14 protein-coding genes are annotated in these 17,761 nt (G+C 43.5%); 10 read left to right on the plus strand and 4 right to left on the minus strand.

The window, feature by feature from the left end; translation table 11 throughout:
• Positions 1-40: 40 nt before the first annotated feature.
• On the minus strand, positions 41-967 hold the full coding sequence (locus CKK33_RS04570) for a hypothetical protein (RefSeq protein ID WP_095702975.1): 927 nt from the start codon (positions 965-967) through the stop codon (positions 41-43).
• Positions 968-1,216: 249 nt separating this feature from the next.
• On the opposite strand from CKK33_RS04570, the gene CKK33_RS04575 reads away from it, so the two are divergent.
• Positions 1,217-2,785 (plus strand): glycoside hydrolase family 10 protein, encoded by a 1,569-nt coding sequence (locus CKK33_RS04575; protein WP_095702976.1) that lies wholly within the window; start codon positions 1,217-1,219, stop codon positions 2,783-2,785.
• A gap of 73 nt (positions 2,786-2,858) precedes the next feature.
• On the opposite strand, the gene CKK33_RS04580 is transcribed toward CKK33_RS04575, so the two are convergent.
• From CKK33_RS04580 to CKK33_RS04590, 3 genes are all read right to left on the minus strand, one after another.
• Positions 2,859-4,985: a carboxy terminal-processing peptidase gene (locus CKK33_RS04580; protein ID WP_095705746.1), complete on the minus strand. Its 2,127-nt coding sequence runs from the start codon at positions 4,983-4,985 to the stop codon at positions 2,859-2,861.
• Positions 4,986-5,171: 186 nt separating this feature from the next.
• A complete protein-coding gene (locus tag CKK33_RS04585; RefSeq protein ID WP_095702977.1) occupies positions 5,172-5,798 on the minus strand; it encodes a hypothetical protein in 627 nt (208 codons plus the stop codon).
• Between the two features lie 219 nt (positions 5,799-6,017).
• A complete protein-coding gene (locus CKK33_RS04590; RefSeq protein WP_095702978.1) occupies positions 6,018-6,644 on the minus strand; it encodes a DNA-3-methyladenine glycosylase in 627 nt (208 codons plus the stop codon).
• 64 nt (positions 6,645-6,708) lie between these two features.
• On the opposite strand from CKK33_RS04590, the gene CKK33_RS04595 reads away from it, so the two are divergent.
• The 9 genes from CKK33_RS04595 to infB all read left to right on the plus strand — a co-directional run bounded on the left by CKK33_RS04595 (position 6,709) and on the right by infB (position 17,726).
• Positions 6,709-7,989, plus strand: coding sequence for a replication-associated recombination protein A (locus CKK33_RS04595; RefSeq protein WP_095702979.1), 1,281 nt, complete (start codon positions 6,709-6,711; stop codon positions 7,987-7,989).
• 48 nt (positions 7,990-8,037) lie between these two features.
• Entirely contained in the window at positions 8,038-9,516 is a 1,479-nt protein-coding gene (locus CKK33_RS04600) for a DUF5687 family protein (RefSeq protein ID WP_095702980.1), read from the plus strand.
• Between the two features lies 1 nt (position 9,517).
• A complete protein-coding gene (locus tag CKK33_RS04605) occupies positions 9,518-10,273 on the plus strand; it encodes an ABC transporter ATP-binding protein (protein WP_095702981.1) in 756 nt (251 codons plus the stop codon).
• Positions 10,274-10,328: 55 nt separating this feature from the next.
• The gene (locus CKK33_RS04610) at positions 10,329-11,867 is read left to right on the plus strand and encodes a M1 family metallopeptidase (RefSeq protein ID WP_198952439.1); all 1,539 of its coding nucleotides are present in this window, start codon (positions 10,329-10,331) and stop codon (positions 11,865-11,867) included.
• Positions 11,868-12,031: 164 nt separating this feature from the next.
• A complete protein-coding gene (locus CKK33_RS04615) occupies positions 12,032-12,406 on the plus strand; it encodes a hypothetical protein (RefSeq protein ID WP_095702983.1) in 375 nt (124 codons plus the stop codon).
• 69 nt (positions 12,407-12,475) lie between these two features.
• Positions 12,476-12,907: a hypothetical protein gene (locus CKK33_RS04625; protein ID WP_143822897.1), complete on the plus strand. Its 432-nt coding sequence runs from the start codon at positions 12,476-12,478 to the stop codon at positions 12,905-12,907.
• Positions 12,908-13,035: 128 nt separating this feature from the next.
• Positions 13,036-13,500, plus strand: a complete 465-nt coding sequence (gene rimP / locus CKK33_RS04630; protein ID WP_095702986.1) for a ribosome assembly cofactor RimP — start codon at positions 13,036-13,038, stop codon at positions 13,498-13,500.
• Positions 13,501-13,510: 10 nt separating this feature from the next.
• Positions 13,511-14,746, plus strand: a complete 1,236-nt coding sequence (gene nusA, locus CKK33_RS04635; protein WP_095702987.1) for a transcription termination factor NusA — start codon at positions 13,511-13,513, stop codon at positions 14,744-14,746.
• Between the two features lie 58 nt (positions 14,747-14,804).
• Positions 14,805-17,726, plus strand: a complete 2,922-nt coding sequence (infB, locus tag CKK33_RS04640; RefSeq protein ID WP_095702988.1) for a translation initiation factor IF-2 — start codon at positions 14,805-14,807, stop codon at positions 17,724-17,726.
• The last annotated feature ends 35 nt before the right edge of the window (positions 17,727-17,761 follow it).

Below are 17,761 nucleotides of genomic sequence, written 5' to 3' on the forward strand. Positions count from 1 at the left end.
GAGATACGGGGCGCTTTGTTGTTGCTGTTGTAATTGATGGTTATTTCAGCGTAATGCTGGTTTTGCCCATCGTATAACCGTCGGCATATAAAATAATAGTATAAGTGCCTTTTTGGAAGGGTAGTGGGTTAACCCAGTCAATAGTATACAAGCTACCATCATCGCGATAGTCAATGGCAGTCTTATAAGTGTATTGCAAATCCTGACTATCGGCATTAAAAGTGCCTGAATCCGTTTGTGTGATGAGGTTACCTGTTGGGTCTATCACACGTACATAAACATCGTGAAGGGCTTTTTCAGCAACAGCATTGGTCGCAACGGTGAAGTTTATTTTAAGTTTGGTAGCCTGCTTAGCTTTGGTAACGTCGCTTTCTTTACCACTGTTCTTCACTTTATAAGCTACTACTTCAGCAGTGGCTACCTTTATGGCTGATGCTACTTTTACTTTGTTATCCAGCTCCTGGTTTTTTTGTTCGAGCGCAGTAGCTTTCTGGCTAACGGTGGCCAGGTTGTTTTTCAAGGTATCGCGCTCGGTGGCTAAGGTGTTGTTTTGTTTTTTTAACTCCTCAATATCGGCAGTATACTTGGTTACAAAATAACGTAGCTGTTTAATATCTTCCTGGGCTTTGTTTAGTTCGGCTTTTGTCAGTTTTCCCTTAGCGAGTTCGCTGCGTAATACCCTAATCTTTAGCTGCAGCGAATCGTTTTTAGCCTGCATGGCTGCTGTCATTTTAGAACGACCAGCGTTTACCTGCTCAATTTGCGCCTCCAGGCTATCCAATTCAGTTTGTAGTCGTGTTCTCTCGTCATTTTGGTAAACGATCTTAATATCCGACTTGTTTTTTTGCATGTATAGGTAAACATCCGTACCTAAAAGTGCCACCACAACAGCTATCAAAAAATAAATAACGTTGGAGTTCTTCTTGGCAGATTGCCCCTGTTGGTTATTCTCTGGTTGGTTTTCCATAGTAATAGTTAAAGATTGATACAGCCTCTCCCGGCAATGCCAGCGAGACTATGGGCTTCAATAATATTAATAAATGCCGGTAAAAACTAAATAAACCTAAGTTTTACACGCCTTGTTTGCGTTTTACAGCACACAGGCTAAAATAAGTACAATATGATTAAAACACAAAACAGGCGTATTTATTATACCAATACTAAAACTGCTTAATGATGAGTTTATATCTTTGGGCACCAAATAAAACAACGCTTAATGCATTTATATAAATATATCCTGTCTGCTTTTCTTTGCGCGTTTCTTTACTCTTCTTTATCTGCACACCCTACAGCTGCACGTGATACTTCTACTCAAATATTGCTTGATACTATAAAGCAGCCAAAAAGGGAGTTCAGAGGTGTATGGATAGCTACGGTTGTAAATCTGGACTGGCCAACCAATGCGAGGGCAGGTGCAGAGGCGCAAAAGCGTGAGCTTGCCAGCGAAATGAATACTTTACAGCAAACCGGTATAAACGCGATAATGTTTCAGGTGCGGCCTGCTGCAGATGCATTTTATGCCCACAGCCGAGAGCCCTGGTCAAAATATCTTACAGGCAGGCAGGGGCAAAGCCCGGGCTATGATCCGCTGGACTTTGCGATAACAGAAGCGCACAAGCGCGGAATGGAACTGCATGCGTGGTTTAATCCGTACAGGGCAACGTTTGATGGCCGCTTTGCTATGCTTGCGCCAGAACACATTACCAGAGTTAAGCCCGAATGGTTTTTTATTTATGACGGAATAAAATTATTTAACCCCGGCATCCCTGAGGTTCGCGAATATATAGTACAAGTGGTGCTTGATGTGGTAAAGAACTATGATGTTGACGGGATACACATGGATGATTATTTTTATCCGTATCCGGTGCGTGGACAGGTGATCAATGATGTAGCCACGTTTGCACAGTATGGTGAAGGGTTTGATAACATACGCGACTGGCGCCGCAACAATGTAGATCAGCTTATACATATGCTGGCCGATAGCATACATAAATATAAGCCTCATATGAAATTTGGTATAAGCCCGTTCGGGATATGGGCCAACAAAAGCCAGCACCCTGATGGTTCGGCCACAAGCGGCGGATCTTCTTATGTTGAGAACTTTGCTGATACCCGCAAGTGGATGCAGGAGGGTTGGATAGACTATATCAATCCGCAGATATACTGGCAAATAGGTAACCGTTCGGCGGCTTTTGATGTTCTGCTGAATTGGTGGAGTAATAATACTTTTAACCGGCATTTATATGTTGGACAAGCGCCTTACAGGTTTTATGAGGCGCGTAGCCCCGCATTTAAAAACCCATCGGAAATTCCCAATCAATTAAGAATGATACGTGCTAACCCGAGAGCGCAGGGTAGTGTTTATTTTAGGGCGCAATCAATTATTGGCAATGCTAACCATATTGCCGATTCGCTCAGGCAGGATTTTTACAGGCATCCGGCCCTTCCGCCGGAGATGCTCTGGCTCGACTCTGTACCGCCTAATCCGGTACAAAATTTTACGGCGAGGCCGGAGAACAAGGGTATTATGTTAAAATGGGCAGCACCGTTACCCGCGAGTGATAATGAGCCTGTTTATGGCTATGTGATTTATCGTTTTCAGGGAAACGAAAAGTTTGATCTTGCTGACCCTAAAAATATTCTGCACATACAATACGATACAGAGGCTGCGTATTTTGACACTAATGTAAGGCCTGGTGCAACTTACTTTTATGTGGTTACCGCTCTTGATAGATTAAAGAACGAAAGTGAACGGTCGCCAACTATAGCCGTTACTCTCCCGTGATCCAGGATAGTAATCACAAAAAAAACCTTCGCGCTTTAGAGCGGAGGTTTTTTTATTTTAAAGCCTGTATATATTAACGGGAAGCTGTCTTATTACCAAGTGTAATGTAATCTGTCAGAACCTGGCCCGCTTCTTTTTGTAAAAAGTCAAGGTCTTCTTTCTTTGGTTTGGCTTCGCCTTTCTTAAGAGGGCGCAGGCCTAAGGCTACTCGCCTTAGGTTGTTTCGTTCAAAAGCTTTCTGCTCATCGGCGTCTCTTTCTTTTTTGAGCTCAGCCTCATTCAAAGTAATCGTCTTAACAGTGTCCTGCTTTCTGGCATCTTGTATATCCTCTAACAGGTATTTATAGCTAAGGCTGCTGTTCATTCTCTCATCGTGCAATTTACGCAGTTGCGGAATAACGGTTGAGAAATTGCCCACAACAGAAAAGTCTGTTTTAGGGATTATATCAAACGGCATAGCCGAAGGCTCTGTATCTTCTCCATACTTATCCAATGGAATAATGGATGGGAACTGAACATCCGGAATTACACCTTTATGCTGTGTTGAATTACCGCTGATGCGATAAAACTTAGCTATGGTAAGATTAAGCTGGCCAAATTTGTTCTGGCTGCCCGTTGCTACTGCTTTAGGCTTCCCTACCATTGCCATAAGCTTATCTTTCAACGTTGGTGATATGATCTTATCCAGGTCAATAGCGTTTTGAACAGACCCCTTTCCGTAGGTTTGGGTGCCGATGATAAGGCCGCGGCCATAATCCTGTATAGCGCCGGAGAAGATCTCTGAAGCTGACGCGCTGAATCTATCCACCAATACAGCAAATGGGCCTGAATAAGCAATGCCGTCATCCTCATCCTTGTCAACTTCTATCTGGTTGCGGGCATCACGAACCTGTACCACCGGGCCGTTTTTTATGAACAGGCCGGTAAGTTCAATAGCTTCCATTAACGAGCCGCCACCATTTTGGCGAAGGTCCATAATAACGCCATCAACATTTTCGCGTTTAAGGCTATCCAAAATAAGCTTAACATCGCGTGTTGTGCTTTTATAGTTAGGGTTGCCGGCTTTGTAATCGGCAAAGTCCAGGTAAAATGCAGGTACCGAGATAATACCTATCTTAATGGTTTTACCATTGCTGTTATACGTTCTGATATCTTTTTTTGCAGAAACATCCTTTAAGATGATTTTTTCGCGTACCAGCTCTATGATTCTTGGTTTTGATGTGGCTGCTGCTCCCTTTGCCAGCAATTGAAGCCTTACAGTAGTTCCTTTAGGGCCGCGTATTAAAGCTATAGCGTTATCAATGCGCCAGCCAACAATATCCTGCCACTCGCCGTTCTTTCCCTGCGCCACAGCAACTATCCGGTCCTCGGCATTTACCAGTTTACTCTTATCAGCCGGGCCGCCAGGAGTTACGCTCTTAATGGTTACATATTCGTTTTCAGTCATTAGCGACGCGCCAATTCCCTCAAGAGAACGCGACATGTCAATATTGAAATTAGCCGCGTTTGACGGATTGAAATAGTTGGTGTGCGGATCAATAGCTTCGGTAAATGAATCCATAAAAACCTGGAAAACATCCTGGCTCGACAATTTATTGGCCTGGGAAAGTACGCTGGTGTAGCGTTTCTTTAGCGTAACCTTATTGGCCGCATCGTCCTTACCGGTAAGCTTAAGGTTAAGCAGGTCATATTTGACGCGTTTTGACCAAATATCATGCAACTCGGCATCAGACTTGGCCCATGGTAAGCTGTCGCGGTCAAAAGTGAACATTTCATTTTTAGTGTAGTCGAAATTTTTGGAAAGTTCCGCTACAGAAAAGTTTACATATTCGGTATATCGTTTTTGAAAAACGTTAAAGATGTAAAATACATCATTCAGGTTTCCTGATTTTATATCGTCATCCAATACATTTCTGTACTGTTCAAAGTCTTTAATATCTCCTGCTGTTAGATAATTGTGGTTTTCGTCAAGTTTTTTTATGTACCTGTCAAAAATGATGCTCGATATCGAATCGTTAAGCGGCACTTTTTTATAGTTATAATCCGTAATCAGCTTGGCGACATAAGTAAGTACTACGCTTTGTTGTTCTTCTGGCTTTATATCATTGGGGCCAGCTTTTTTATAAGCTGGTCTTGAGGGTGACGCGTTGCAGGCAAGCGCGGCCGCTAAAACCAGCATTAAATATAATTTCTTAAACATATCTTTAACAGTATTTATACCCGGAACTTGTTGAAACATCAATACTTGTGCCTTTTACTTTTACATACAAAAAAAGACAGCAATAAAGCCGTCCCCTAAATGTATTGAATAAACAATATTACAATAATGTTTGGTTTGTTTTAAAGTAGGATGCCTGTTTTACGCAAAAGTTACAATAACAGGCTTTTATTTTGATTTTGCGGTAACTTCTGCAGCATCAGCGTAGCGCAATTCTGATTTAGGAAGCCAGTTTTTATTAGTTTGCAGAAACTTCATTTTTTCTTCAATAAATTTTATGTCCTGAGGGCGGCCGTTGGCGCGTGCCAGTTCACGGGCTTCGATAAGGTCCTGCTGCGCTTGGGTCATGTCTCCAAGGTCGGCTTTAACCATTGCCAGGTTAACCAGGTTGCTGATGGTGTGCTGATGATCGTTCTGTTGCCTTGATATGAGATTGCTTTGCAGGTAATACCATTTTGCTTCGGACAGGCGATTCTCTTTTACATAGATCTGTGCTAATTCACTAAAACGGTAGCTGGCAGGCCCATATTCACGGAAACGCATACTGTGCTGCGCGGCACGCATTACAATACGCTCGTTTACCTCTAACTGGTACTGGCTTTGTATGTAGGGAAGGTGGTCTATACAATCAATATTAACCGTATTGCTTGTGGCTTTCATCCTGGCCAGGCTGTTGTCTTTTACGCGCGAAATCATTGGGTACCGTGCATGCTTTTTAAAATCAAGGCGCCACCATTGTGCAGATGCAGTAAGGCTGTAAGCGCAAAGCATAACTAATACTAAAAAATATCTCATTTAAATTTAGCGGAGGGTGGTAAATAAATTTTAACCGTTATACAAACTTATAAATTAGTTTTCTGATATACAATAGCTTAATGCAATAACGCAGAACCTTTTATTTAAATACTATCCTATTATCCCAAGGGTGCTGTAGAAAATTACTGCCTTGTGTTTAATTTAAAGTTTCAAATGTTTCAAACGCAGGTTTTTAGGTATTATTATAATAAAAACCAGTTACTTTTTGCGCACGCTGAGATAAAAATGCCATAACAGCATACTGGCAATGGTTCGGTACGGTTTCCAATCATCTGCTATTAATAATAGCTGCTCTCGAGGCGTATCTTTAGATAAGGTCTTTAGGTTTTTAATGGCATTTACAATCGCCAGATCGCCTAAAGGCAAAATATCTGTGTGGTGCAGCACGAACATGAGGTAAACGTCAACAGTCCAGTTCCCTATTCCTTTTAGGGCGGTTAGTTGAGCGCGTATATCCTCGTCATTCATTTCTTCAAAGGCATTGAGGTTAATCGTTCCGGCTAATATGGCTTCTGCCAGGTACCTGATGTAGGTCGTTTTTTGTCTGCTGCAATAGCACTCGCGCATTTCGGCATCTGTTAGCAATAAAATCCGGGCAGGGGTAACCTCGCCAAGCCGGTCGCGCAGTTTATTTAGTGCCGATAATGCCGAAGCCAGCGATACCTGCTGTTCCAGAATAATATGTACAAGGCTTTCAAATGTATTGGGCCTGCTCCAATAGGGCGGGTATCCGTAAAGATGAATAATGTTTGCCAAGTCGGCATCCCGCAGGGCCAACTCGTCACATAGCTGGTGGTAATTATTTGTATTAAACTGTTGTGGCATTTCTGTTGTTGTAATATTACTAAGTTTTTTAGGATTTAGTGTTTCAATTGCTGAATTTTACCATATGAATAATTTGCCGCCCTTAGCCGAACGCATGCGCCCTGCCTCACTGGATGATTATGCAGGCCAGAAACACCTTGTAGGTAAAGGGGCAGTTTTGCGCAAAGCGATAGAAAGCGGAGCTTTGCCGTCCATGATATTTTGGGGGCCTCCGGGCGTCGGGAAAACTACACTGGCCTATATTATTTCCCAATCGCTTTTCAGGCCGTTTTTTTCACTTAGCGCCATCAACTCGGGTGTAAAAGATGTGCGGGAGGTAATTGAAAAGGCTACATTACTTAAAGAGCAAGGTGATGTGTTGCCGGTATTGTTTATTGATGAGATCCATCGTTTCTCCAAATCACAACAGGATTCGCTCCTTGGTGCGGTTGAGCGTGGGATTGTAACACTGATAGGTGCTACTACAGAAAACCCATCATTTGAGGTGATCTCCGCTTTGTTATCACGATGCCAGGTTTACATCCTGAAACCACTTGAGGAGCAAGACCTGCTCGACCTGCTCAACAAGGCAATGAAAGAGGATATTGTACTGCGTAAAAGGGATATTATCATAAAAGAGCATGAAGCACTTTTACGATTAAGCGGCGGCGATGCGCGCAAATTGCTTAATATTTTTGAGTTGTTGGTAAGCGCCATTGATGCTAAAAAAATTGTGCTTACCAATGATGTGGTACTGGAACATGTGCAGCAGAACATGGCCTTGTATGATAAGGCTGGTGAGCAGCATTATGATATTATTTCTGCATTTATTAAATCCATGCGGGGGAGCGACCCCAACGGCGCTGTTTATTGGCTGGCCCGTATGATAGCCGGAGGTGAAGACCCCTTGTTTATTGCCCGCCGCATGCTCATCCTCGCGTCAGAAGATATTGGCAATGCCAACCCTAACGCATTACTTCTGGCACAAAGCTGCTTTAATGCCGTGCAGGTAATAGGTATGCCCGAGTCGCAGCTTATACTTTCGCAAACCTGTATCTATCTGGCTACCTCGGCTAAAAGCAATTCTGCCACTACAGCCATTGGAACGGCTATGTCGCTGGTGCGCGAAAACGGCGACCTCCCGGTGCCTTTGCATTTACGAAATGCGCCAACCAAATTGATGAAGAACATAGGCTACGGAAAAAACTACAAATACGCCCACAGCTACGAAGGCAATTTCGCCGAACTCGATTTTCTTCCGGAGCAAATAGCCGGTACAAAAATTTATGAGCCGGGTAACAACGCGCGCGAAGCGGAGTCAAAAGAAAGGTTAAAAAAATTGTGGGGCAGCAGGTACAATTATTAGTATCTTAAGCACCGCAATCTAAACGTACTTTTCTTTACACTCAGCTGAATGATCTTAACCTTTTTCAACCATGAACTGAAAGCCTTTTGGCGTTCAAAAAATACCGGTAAAAGCATAGCGGTAAAAGTATTTCTTGGCCTCATGATGCTTTACCTGTTGGCCTGTGTATTGTTTTTGAGCTTTGTGCTCGATAAGCTATTGGGCGAGCTGTTTCCGAAAGATGATCTGGTGGTTGCCTTCTGCGGCATTTTACTGGTATACTTTTTATACGATATGGTAATGCGCCTGCAATTGCAGGAATTGCCAACTTTAAAAGTACAGCCATACCTGCATTTGCCGGTAAAGCGTAACACCATTATCAGCTATCTGGCCTTAACCGCTCTTTTCTCTTTTTTTAACCTTTGGCCAATTGTTCTTTTTACCCCTTTTATAGTAAAAATTATACTGCCTGAAAATGGAGCGTCAGTAGCCTCGGCCATATGGCTGTCCATCGTTGGTATTTCCGTATTTAATAATTATTTGGCCCTGTACATCAAAAGGAGGGCTAACCTAAATGGCTGGATTTTTCTGGCGGTTGGCGGTTTGCTATCGCTTATTGTGTGTGGCGACTATATTTGGCATCTATACTCCATACAAAAAGCCTCCAATCTGGTATTCGGTAATCTGTTAAAGACGCCGGTGTTGGTAATGGTGCCTTTGTTAATGGCAATAGCCATGTTTTACATCAACTTTTTTTACCTGAAGGATAACTTATACCTGGAAGAGTTAAGCTCTAAAAAGGCAGAAGACCGTAAAAGCAGCACCGAGATACCTTTGCTGGGTAGGTTTGGCCATATTGGCGATTTGGTAGCTAACGAGATAAAGCTGATATTAAGAAATAAGCGCCCAAGAAGCGCCCTGGTGATGGGTTTGTTCTTTTTGTTTTATGGGCTCATCTTTTACACCCAAAAAGTTTATGGCGAAGGCATGAAGGTTTTTGTGGGCATGTTCATGACCGGCTTCTTTATTATCAGCTATGGGCAGTTTATGTATAGCTGGCAGGCTGCGCATTTTGATGGTATATTGGTAAGTAAAGTTAAGTTCCGCGATTTTTTGCGAGCAAAGTACCTGCTGTTTGCCATGGTATCTACCGTAGCCTTTGTGTTAACCACACCTTATGCTTATTTTGGCTGGCGTACAGTAATGATACATTTTGTGATGTACCTGTGGAACATCGGTATCAATACTACCATAGTGCTTTGGTTTGCCAACTTTAATCAAAAACGTATTGATCTTACAAAGGGAGCTTCCTTTAACTGGGAGGGGGTGGGCGCCAGTCAGCTCCTGTTATCATTCCCGCTATTAATATGCCCATACCTCATTTATCTGCCATTCAGATACCTGCTGCACAGCAGCGACTGGGGCTTTGGCGCAATGGCTATTATAGCCGTTGTGGGCATTGCTACACGCGACTTTTGGATAAAACAGCTTGAGAGGGATTTTTACAACAAACGATATAAAATAGCCGAAGGCTTCAGGAATAAATAACATGATAGAGATTAAAAACCTAAAAAAAGTTTATAACGGGGTAACGGTTGTAAACATACCCGCTTTGCAGATACAGAAAGGCGAAAGCGTTGGTCTGGTAGGAAACAACGGCGCGGGTAAAACAACCTTGTTCCGTATGATACTGGATCTGATACGCCCGCAGGCAGGTGAGGTGCTTTCAAAAGGCGAAGTGGTAGCGGGCGGAGAAGCCTGGAAGCAATATACCGCAGCCTACCTTGATGAGGGCTTTTTAATAGATTACCTTACCCCCGAAGAGTACCTTTATTTTATTGGTGGCCTGCATCAGCAAAGTAAGGCGCAGGTAGACGAGGAGATGAATGCCCTGTCTGATTTTTTCAATGGGGAGATCATCAAAAAAGGTAAATATATACGTGATCTTTCAAAAGGTAACCAATGTAAGGTTGGTGTAGCCAGTTGCCTGCTGCAAAATCCCGAGCTATTGATGCTGGATGAACCCTTTGCCAATATTGACCCCAGTACACAGTTCAGGCTAAAAAACATACTGAAAGACCAGAACAAGAATAAAGGTGTAACCACCATCGTATCCAGCCATGACCTTAACCACGTTACGGACGTCTGTGACCGGATCCTGCTGATGGAAAAGGGTGTAGTCATTAAAGATATTGCTACCAGTTCATCCACCCTTGCGGAACTGGAAGAGTATTTTGGCGTTGGGCAAACCTCAGGCACGGTAAATTATACAGCGCCGGGCATCGATCAGGAAGAGAATCACTAATGCTATGCTGAAACCTTTATCCTTACTATTATCGCTACTCTTTACATCAGTTGTCTTGGCGCAACAACCAGGGGCGCCTGTTGATGTGCTTAAATACAGGTTTGCCATCACCCTTACTGATGCTAATAATGTTATAAAAGGGAAGGCTGCCATAAGTACTCGTGTTTTAAAGCCGGTAAAGCAGGTGGTGTTTGACCTTGTGGGTAAAAATACTTCGGGTAAAGGTATGCAGGTGACTACGGTTACCGAAAATGGGCGGCCGCTTAAATTTAATCAGGATAGCAGCAAGCTATTTATTAATACCGCGGCGCTGCAAGGAAGCACACATGTATATAATATTACTTACCAGGGCATACCTGCCGATGGCTTGATCATATCAACCAGTAAGTACGGCAAGCGCACTTTTTTTGGCGATAACTGGCCAACGAGGGCTCATAACTGGCTGCCTTGTGTTGATGACCCTGCCGATAAGGCTTCTGTTGAATTCGCGGTAACAGCTCCCGCTAAATATACCGTTGTAGCTAATGGCCTGAAAGTATTGGATAAAGCGCTTCCGGGCGGCCGACGATTTACCCTCTGGAAAGAAACAGTAAAGTTGCCAACAAAGGTAATGGTAATAGGTGTAGCAGAATTCGCCGTCGCGCAAGCAGGTACTCCGGAAAATATCCCGGTGAGCAGCTACGTATTCCCGGAAGATAAAGACGTGGGTTTAAAGGCTTATGCTGTTGCTGCTGAAATTTTACCCTGGTACACCAAACGGATAGGCCCGTTCCCTTATAGAAAGCTGGCCAATGTGCAATCAAAAACCATTTTTGGTGGCATGGAGAATGCCGGTGCTATATTTTACTTTGAAGAATCTGTACGGGACAAAGGCATTGAAGCATTAATGGCGCACGAAATAGCCCATCAATGGTTTGGCGATGCGGTGAGTGAAAAAAATTGGGCCAATCTATGGCTGAGTGAAGGGCTCGCCACTTACATGACCAACCTTTACCTGGAAGGCAAATATGGCGTTGACAGCCTGAACAAACGCCTGATAGCGGACCGGAAGGTAATATTCGATTTTGAGAAAAGCTATAATGCGCCTGTGGTGGATACAGCGTTTAAGGGGCCAATGATGCAATTGCTCAATGCCAACGCATACCAAAAAGGTGGTTGGTTTTTGCATATGTTACGCCGCCGTATTGGCAACAAGGCCTTTTGGACTGGGATTGCTGCATACTATAAGCAGTACAGCGGCGGTAATGCCAATACTAATGACCTGTGCTATCTAATGGAGAAAGCAAGCGGCATGAAATTAAGCGCCTTTTTTAACCAGTGGTTGCGCCAGGCAGGGCATCCGATTTTAAATGTGAAATGGGAATACCTGCCACAGAACAGGCAGGTAGTTATTCACGTTAACCAAATGCAGGTTAAGCCGTATCAGTTAAATTTAGAGATCATGGTAGACGGAAAATTATATCGGGCGGATATAAAAGATGTGGCAACTAATTTCACTTTTCCTGCTTTACATGATAAACCTGTCGTAAAAATCGATCCTAATATAAATCTGCTCGCCACGTATAACTTAGAAGGCGGCGATACCGGCAAATGAGAATTGCCCGTTTAATATAGTTCGGTCAATCTGATCCGTTTGTAAATTTTATTTCGAAAAAATAAATTTTACAAAACTTTATACTTTTTTGGTTTGTTTTACGTATAATTGAATAATAAGCCATACGGGCTTTTCTATTGTTACACCAACTAAAATTAACCATCATGACAAAAGCCTATCAATCCATTTATGTAGCGTTTTACAGGTGGAGTTTCAAAAATTTTGGTCAGGGTAGTTTACCCCAGTTTAAGTCGTTATTTAACGTGAGCTTTTTGCTGGTGGTATTGCTTACCAATGTGATGTTATTTACCAAGCTTATGTTAAAGGCTAATTGGCTCACTTTAAACATGGGTACTATGGTTATCATAACCGGCGGCGCTGTCTGCTTTTTATTAATGAGTCATTTTATTTTGCTTAACAACCGTATGCTTAAATCGCTTAACGCAAAGCTTGCCGTAGTGAGCAGACATAATAAAAATCGCTTTGGCGCTTTGCTGCTGCTTAATGTATTGTTCGCTTGCACCCTTTGTTTTATTTGAACTACCCTTTAATTATATTGAGGCTCCGTTTAGTTTTAATTGAACGGGGCTTTTGTTTTAAACTGGTTAATGAAACTTTTAAAATACTTTTTTATTTTATTGCTCTGCCTGTGGTTTACAGCTTGCCAGCATGGTCCCCAAAAGCGATTAGTGTCTTTATCGTTGTATAATGGGGGGCGGTCTGTTAAGTTTACGGGTTTAGAGCAATTGGTGATCAATGAAATTGCACGTGATACAAACAGGGAGGTTTGGCAGAGCCTGATACCGGTTTACAAGATGCCTGCCGATACCGACCTTAAAGGCTACCAGCCCCTGCAGCCGGGAAAATATGTTATCAAACAAAACTCGATCATCTTTACGCCCGACACGCCTTTCGTAAAGGGAAAGACGTATTTCGTTCGTAGCTATCAATTGGGGCAGGGTACTTCCTTTGCCGATTACCTGCAAGGACGCGCACAGTTGGGGAAATTAAAATTTATTGATTTGGTTTTTAAGCCCTAACCATTTGAATATCCGCAAAAAAGTATTTATATTTGCATTGAAAATTAAAAAAGAGGGGGCGGATAGTCCCCTCTTTTATTTTATCGATTAATTTTCCCCGCCGTAAAAACAGGAAGAAATTACAGATAATGAACATTGAAAAGCGAGTAACGGAATTAGTTGAGGAAAAAATCGCCGAAATGCCCCACCTGTTCCTGGTTGATGTTAAAATGCAGCCGAACGGCAAACTAATCATTTTAGTTGATGGCGATAACGGAGCAGGCATTGCTGACTGCGCTGCAATTAGCAGGCATGTAGGCTTTCATCTCGAAGAAGAAAATGTTATCGAGAACGCTTACAATTTGGAGGTATCATCGCCGGGTATTGATACCCCGCTGAAACTCAAAAGGCAATACGCCAAAAATATAGGCCGCAACCTAAGCATCAAGACGGATGATGGCGCCAAGAGGGAAGGGACGCTGTTAGCGGTTAACGAAGATGCCATACAAGTAGCTGAAACGATAAAAGAAAAAGGTAAAAAAGCGGAGATAGTGGAAAACACCATACCGTTTGATAAAATAACAGAAACAAAAGTTTTAATATCATTCAAGTAACAAAGAGAAGATGAGCAATATTAATTTAATTGATTCTTTTCAGGAGTTTAAAGACTTCAAGAATATTGACCGCCCAACCATGATGAGCGTGCTGGAAGACGTTTTCAGAAGCATGATCAGAAAAAAATATGGTACGGATGAGAACTGCGACGTAATTGTGAATACCGATAACGGTGACTTGGAGATATGGCGCACGCGTACCGTTATGGAAGACGGCTTTAGCGAGGATGATGACCTGGAAATTGAATTGGCAGAGGCTCACAAAGTAGACCCTGACCTGGAAGTTGGCGACGACTTTATAGAGCAGATTACTTTAGAAAGCTTTGGCCGCCGTGCTATTTTAGCGGCACGCCAAACATTGGTTTCAAAGATCCTTGAACTGGAAAAAGACGAGATCTTCAAAAAATATAAAGACCGCGTTGGTGAAATTGTTACCGGCGAGGTTTACCAGGTTTGGAAAAAAGAAACCCTGGTGCTGGATGATGAAGGTAACGAATTGTTGCTGCCAAAAACTGAGCAAATACCTGCCGATTACTTTAAAAAAGGCGACAGCGTACGTGCAGTAGTTTCTAAGGTAGATATGATGAACAGCAACCCTAAGATCATCATTTCGCGTACAGCCCCTGAGTTCTTACAACGTTTGTTTGAACTGGAAGTTCCGGAGATATTCGACGGGTTGATCACTATCAAAAAGATCGTTCGCGAACCGGGCGAGCGTGCAAAAGTTGCTGTTGAGTCTTATGACGACCGTATTGATCCTGTTGGTGCCTGCGTAGGTATGAAAGGTTCACGTATCCACGGTATCGTTCGTGAATTAAAGAACGAGAACATTGACGTAATTAACTACACTAACAACGTACAACTATACATACAGCGTGCATTGTCTCCGGCTAAGATCACTTCAATTAAGCTTGATGATGAGAAAAAAACCGCTGCTGTTTATTTAAAACCCGATCAGGTTTCTTTGGCTATCGGTCGTGGTGGCCATAACATAAAACTGGCAGGTAAATTGACGGGTTATGAAATTGATGTTTACCGTGAGGCTGATGAGCACGATGAGGATGTGGACATCGAAGAGTTCTCAGACGAAATAGACAGCTGGATATTGGACGAATTCAAACGTATTGGTTTGGATACGGCAAAATCAGTACTTGCACTGTCTGTTGGTGAGTTGGTAAAGCGTACCGATCTGGAAGAAGAAACGGTAAAAGAAGTTTTATCTATTCTGCAGGCGGAGTTTGAATAAAACCGAATAACAAATTAAAAATCGTATTTTTGCGATAATTAGAGAGAAAATTTAATAAATGTCAGAAGACAAATCCATAAAATTAATTAAAGCAGTAAAGGAATTGAACATTGGTATGGGTACCATTGTCGACTTTCTTGCGTCAAAAGGTTACAAAGTAGAAAAGCAACCTATGGCCAAGCTTGACGGCGAAATGTACAACGTACTATTGAAAGAATTTGCTGCTGATAAAGTTATTAAGGAGGAGGCCAAACAGATCAGCATCGGCAAGATCAGGAAGGAGGAAGCCCCCGTGGCTCCCGAGCAGCGCCCTGCAGAGCAGCGTCGCAACCGTGATTTTGAGAACGAAGAGATACTGATTAAAAATGTGGGCCAGTTTACTCCGGCACCGGCTGATAAGCCAAAGCCGGCCGAACAAGCTGCACCATCCAAAAATGACGAGCGCAGTGATGCGTTACCAGGTGTTAAAGTTGTGGGGAAAATAGACCTGGATAACCTTGGTAAACCGGCCCCGGCTACAAAACCAGCTCCTGAACCAACACCAGAGCCTCCTGCAAAAGAGCCGGAAGTGGTAAAACCAGAGCCAGTTATTGAAAAACCAGTAGCTGCAAAACCAGTTGTTGAAGAGCCAAAACCTGAACCGGTTGTTGAAAAGCCGGTTGTTGAAGCGCCAAAACCAGCAGCGCCGGTTGAAACACCTGTTGCTGAATCAGCTCCGGCTGCGAATGATAATGACGACCAGGATGAGGTTATACGTGCCAATGCCGAGCGCCTTTCAGGCCCTAAGATCATTGGTAAGATACAGTTGCCTGTTGAGCAGCCTAAACGTGGTGGCCCGGTAGCATCTTCATCAAATGCGGCCAATAATAATAATGCCGACCACAAACGTAAACGTAAACGTAAAGAGGGTGGTGGCCAGCAACCATTAACTGGCAACATTAACCCTAACCGTCCCGATTTCAGGAACCGCCCACCGCAACCGCAAGGTGGTCCGGGTGGCAACAACAATCGCCCTGATTTCAGAAATAATAGAAATAACCCGCCTGCAGGCCCTAAAGAGGAGCCCTCAGAAAAGGATATACAAGACCAAATTAAGGCTACCCTTGCTCGCTTAAGCGGTGCAGGTAAGTCTGGTAAGTTCTCACAGCGTGCTAAATTCCGTCGTCAGAAACGTGACGACGTAGCGGCAAGTGCTGAAGAGCTGGCAATGGAGCAGGAACTTCAATCAAAAATATTGAAGGTTACAGAGTTTGTTACGGCAAACGAGTTAGCATCCATGATGGATGTGCCGGTAACACAAATTATCGGTACCTGTATGAGCCTGGGTATGTTCGTGTCTATCAACCAGCGTTTAGATGCTGAGACGTTGAGCATTGTGGCCGATGAATTTGGCTACCAGGTGGAATTTGTTAAACCGCAGGACGAAGAAGCCAACCTTGACCAACCGGATGATCCGGCAGACCTGGTTCCGCGCTCGCCTATAGTTACCATCATGGGTCACGTTGACCATGGTAAAACATCATTGCTTGACTTTATCCGCAAAACCAACGTAATTGGCGGTGAGGCTGGTGGTATAACCCAGCACATTGGTGCTTACGAAGTTACATTGCCTGAGAATAAAGGAAAGATTACCTTCCTGGATACACCGGGCCACGAAGCGTTTACCGCTATGCGTGCCCGTGGTGCGCAGGTTACGGATATTGTTATCATCGTAATAGCAGCTGATGATAGTGTGATGCCGCAAACCCGTGAGGCGATAAACCACGCCCAGGCTGCCGGTGCACCCATCATCTTTGCATTCAACAAAATTGATAAACCGGGTGCAAATGCCGATAAGGTACGCGAGCAGCTGTCTGGTATGAACATACTGGTTGAAGAATGGGGTGGTAAATACCAAACCCAGGAAATATCAGCTAAAACAGGCTTAAATGTGGACCTTTTGTTAGAAAAGGTATTATTGGAGGCCGAATTGTTAGAGCTTAAAGCTAATCCTAACAAACGTGCCGTAGGTACAGTTATTGAAGCGGCGCTTGATAAAGGCCGTGGTATCGTTACCACTGTATTGGTACAGGCTGGTCGCTTAAAAGTTGGGGATCCTATATTAGCGGGTTGTTATAGCGGCCGTGTGAAGGCCTTAACCAACGAGCGTGGTCAACGCGTAGAATCGGCAGGCCCATCAACACCGGTACAGGTGTTGGGTATGCAGGGTGCGCCAACCGCGGGCGATAAATTTAACGCGCTGGAAAGTGAAGTTGAAGCGCGTGAAATTGCTAACAAGCGCCTGCAATTACAGCGCGAACAAGGCTTGCGTACGCAGAAACACATTACCCTTGATGAAATTGGTCGTCGTTTGGCAGTGGGTAACTTTAAGGAACTTAACGTTATTGTTAAAGGTGACGTGGATGGTTCTATTGAAGCGCTATCCGATTCATTGCTGAAATTATCAACCGAGCAGATACAGGTGAATATTATTTCGAAAGCTGTTGGTCAGATATCCGAATCGGATGTATTGCTGGCCTCTGCTTCTGATGCGATCATCATTGGTTTCCAGGTACGTCCGTCACAAAACGCGCGTAAACTGGCCGAGCAGGAACAGATCGACATCAGGCTGTACTCCATCATTTACGACGCGATCAACGAGATCAAAGCGGCGATGGAAGGTATGCTTGCGCCAACCTTTGAAGAGAAAATTGTTGCCAACGTTGAGATCCGCGAAACATTCAAGATCAGCAAGGTGGGTACCATTGCAGGTTGTATGGTGTTAGACGGTACGATCACGCGTAACAGTAAGATCCGCATCATTCGAGATGGTGTGGTAGTACATACCGGCGAGCTGGCTTCACTTAAACGCTTTAAAGACGATGTTAAAGAAGTTAAACAAGGCTACGAGTGCGGTTTAAATATTGCCAACTACAACAACATAGAAGTAGGCGACATTGTAGAAGCTTATGAAAACGTTGAGGTAAAACGTAAGCTGTAACGCTAATAAGCATATAGAAACAGGATGTTCATTAA

Source organism: Mucilaginibacter sp. MD40, assembly GCF_002288635.1.
GTDB lineage: Bacteria > Bacteroidota > Bacteroidia > Sphingobacteriales > Sphingobacteriaceae > Mucilaginibacter.

Excerpts from the sequence above, each read along its gene's own strand:
- CKK33_RS04605 (WP_095702981.1), top strand. The coding sequence starts at position 9,518 with ATGATAGAGATTAAAAACCTAAAAAAAGTTTATAACGGGGTAACGGTT.
- nusA (WP_095702987.1), top strand. The coding sequence starts at position 13,511 with ATGAGCAATATTAATTTAATTGATTCTTTTCAGGAGTTTAAAGACTTC.
- infB (WP_095702988.1), top strand. The coding sequence starts at position 14,805 with ATGTCAGAAGACAAATCCATAAAATTAATTAAAGCAGTAAAGGAATTG.
- CKK33_RS04585 (WP_095702977.1), bottom strand. The coding sequence starts at position 5,798 with ATGAGATATTTTTTAGTATTAGTTATGCTTTGCGCTTACAGCCTTACT.
- CKK33_RS04615 (WP_095702983.1), top strand. The coding sequence starts at position 12,032 with ATGACAAAAGCCTATCAATCCATTTATGTAGCGTTTTACAGGTGGAGT.
- CKK33_RS04575 (WP_095702976.1), top strand. The coding sequence starts at position 1,217 with ATGCATTTATATAAATATATCCTGTCTGCTTTTCTTTGCGCGTTTCTT.
- CKK33_RS04590 (WP_095702978.1), bottom strand. The coding sequence starts at position 6,644 with ATGCCACAACAGTTTAATACAAATAATTACCACCAGCTATGTGACGAG.
- CKK33_RS04570 (WP_095702975.1), bottom strand. The coding sequence starts at position 967 with ATGGAAAACCAACCAGAGAATAACCAACAGGGGCAATCTGCCAAGAAG.
- CKK33_RS04580 (WP_095705746.1), bottom strand. The coding sequence starts at position 4,985 with ATGTTTAAGAAATTATATTTAATGCTGGTTTTAGCGGCCGCGCTTGCC.
- CKK33_RS04600 (WP_095702980.1), top strand. The coding sequence starts at position 8,038 with ATGATCTTAACCTTTTTCAACCATGAACTGAAAGCCTTTTGGCGTTCA.
- CKK33_RS04595 (WP_095702979.1), top strand. The coding sequence starts at position 6,709 with ATGAATAATTTGCCGCCCTTAGCCGAACGCATGCGCCCTGCCTCACTG.
- rimP (WP_095702986.1), top strand. The coding sequence starts at position 13,036 with ATGAACATTGAAAAGCGAGTAACGGAATTAGTTGAGGAAAAAATCGCC.
- CKK33_RS04625 (WP_143822897.1), top strand. The coding sequence starts at position 12,476 with ATGAAACTTTTAAAATACTTTTTTATTTTATTGCTCTGCCTGTGGTTT.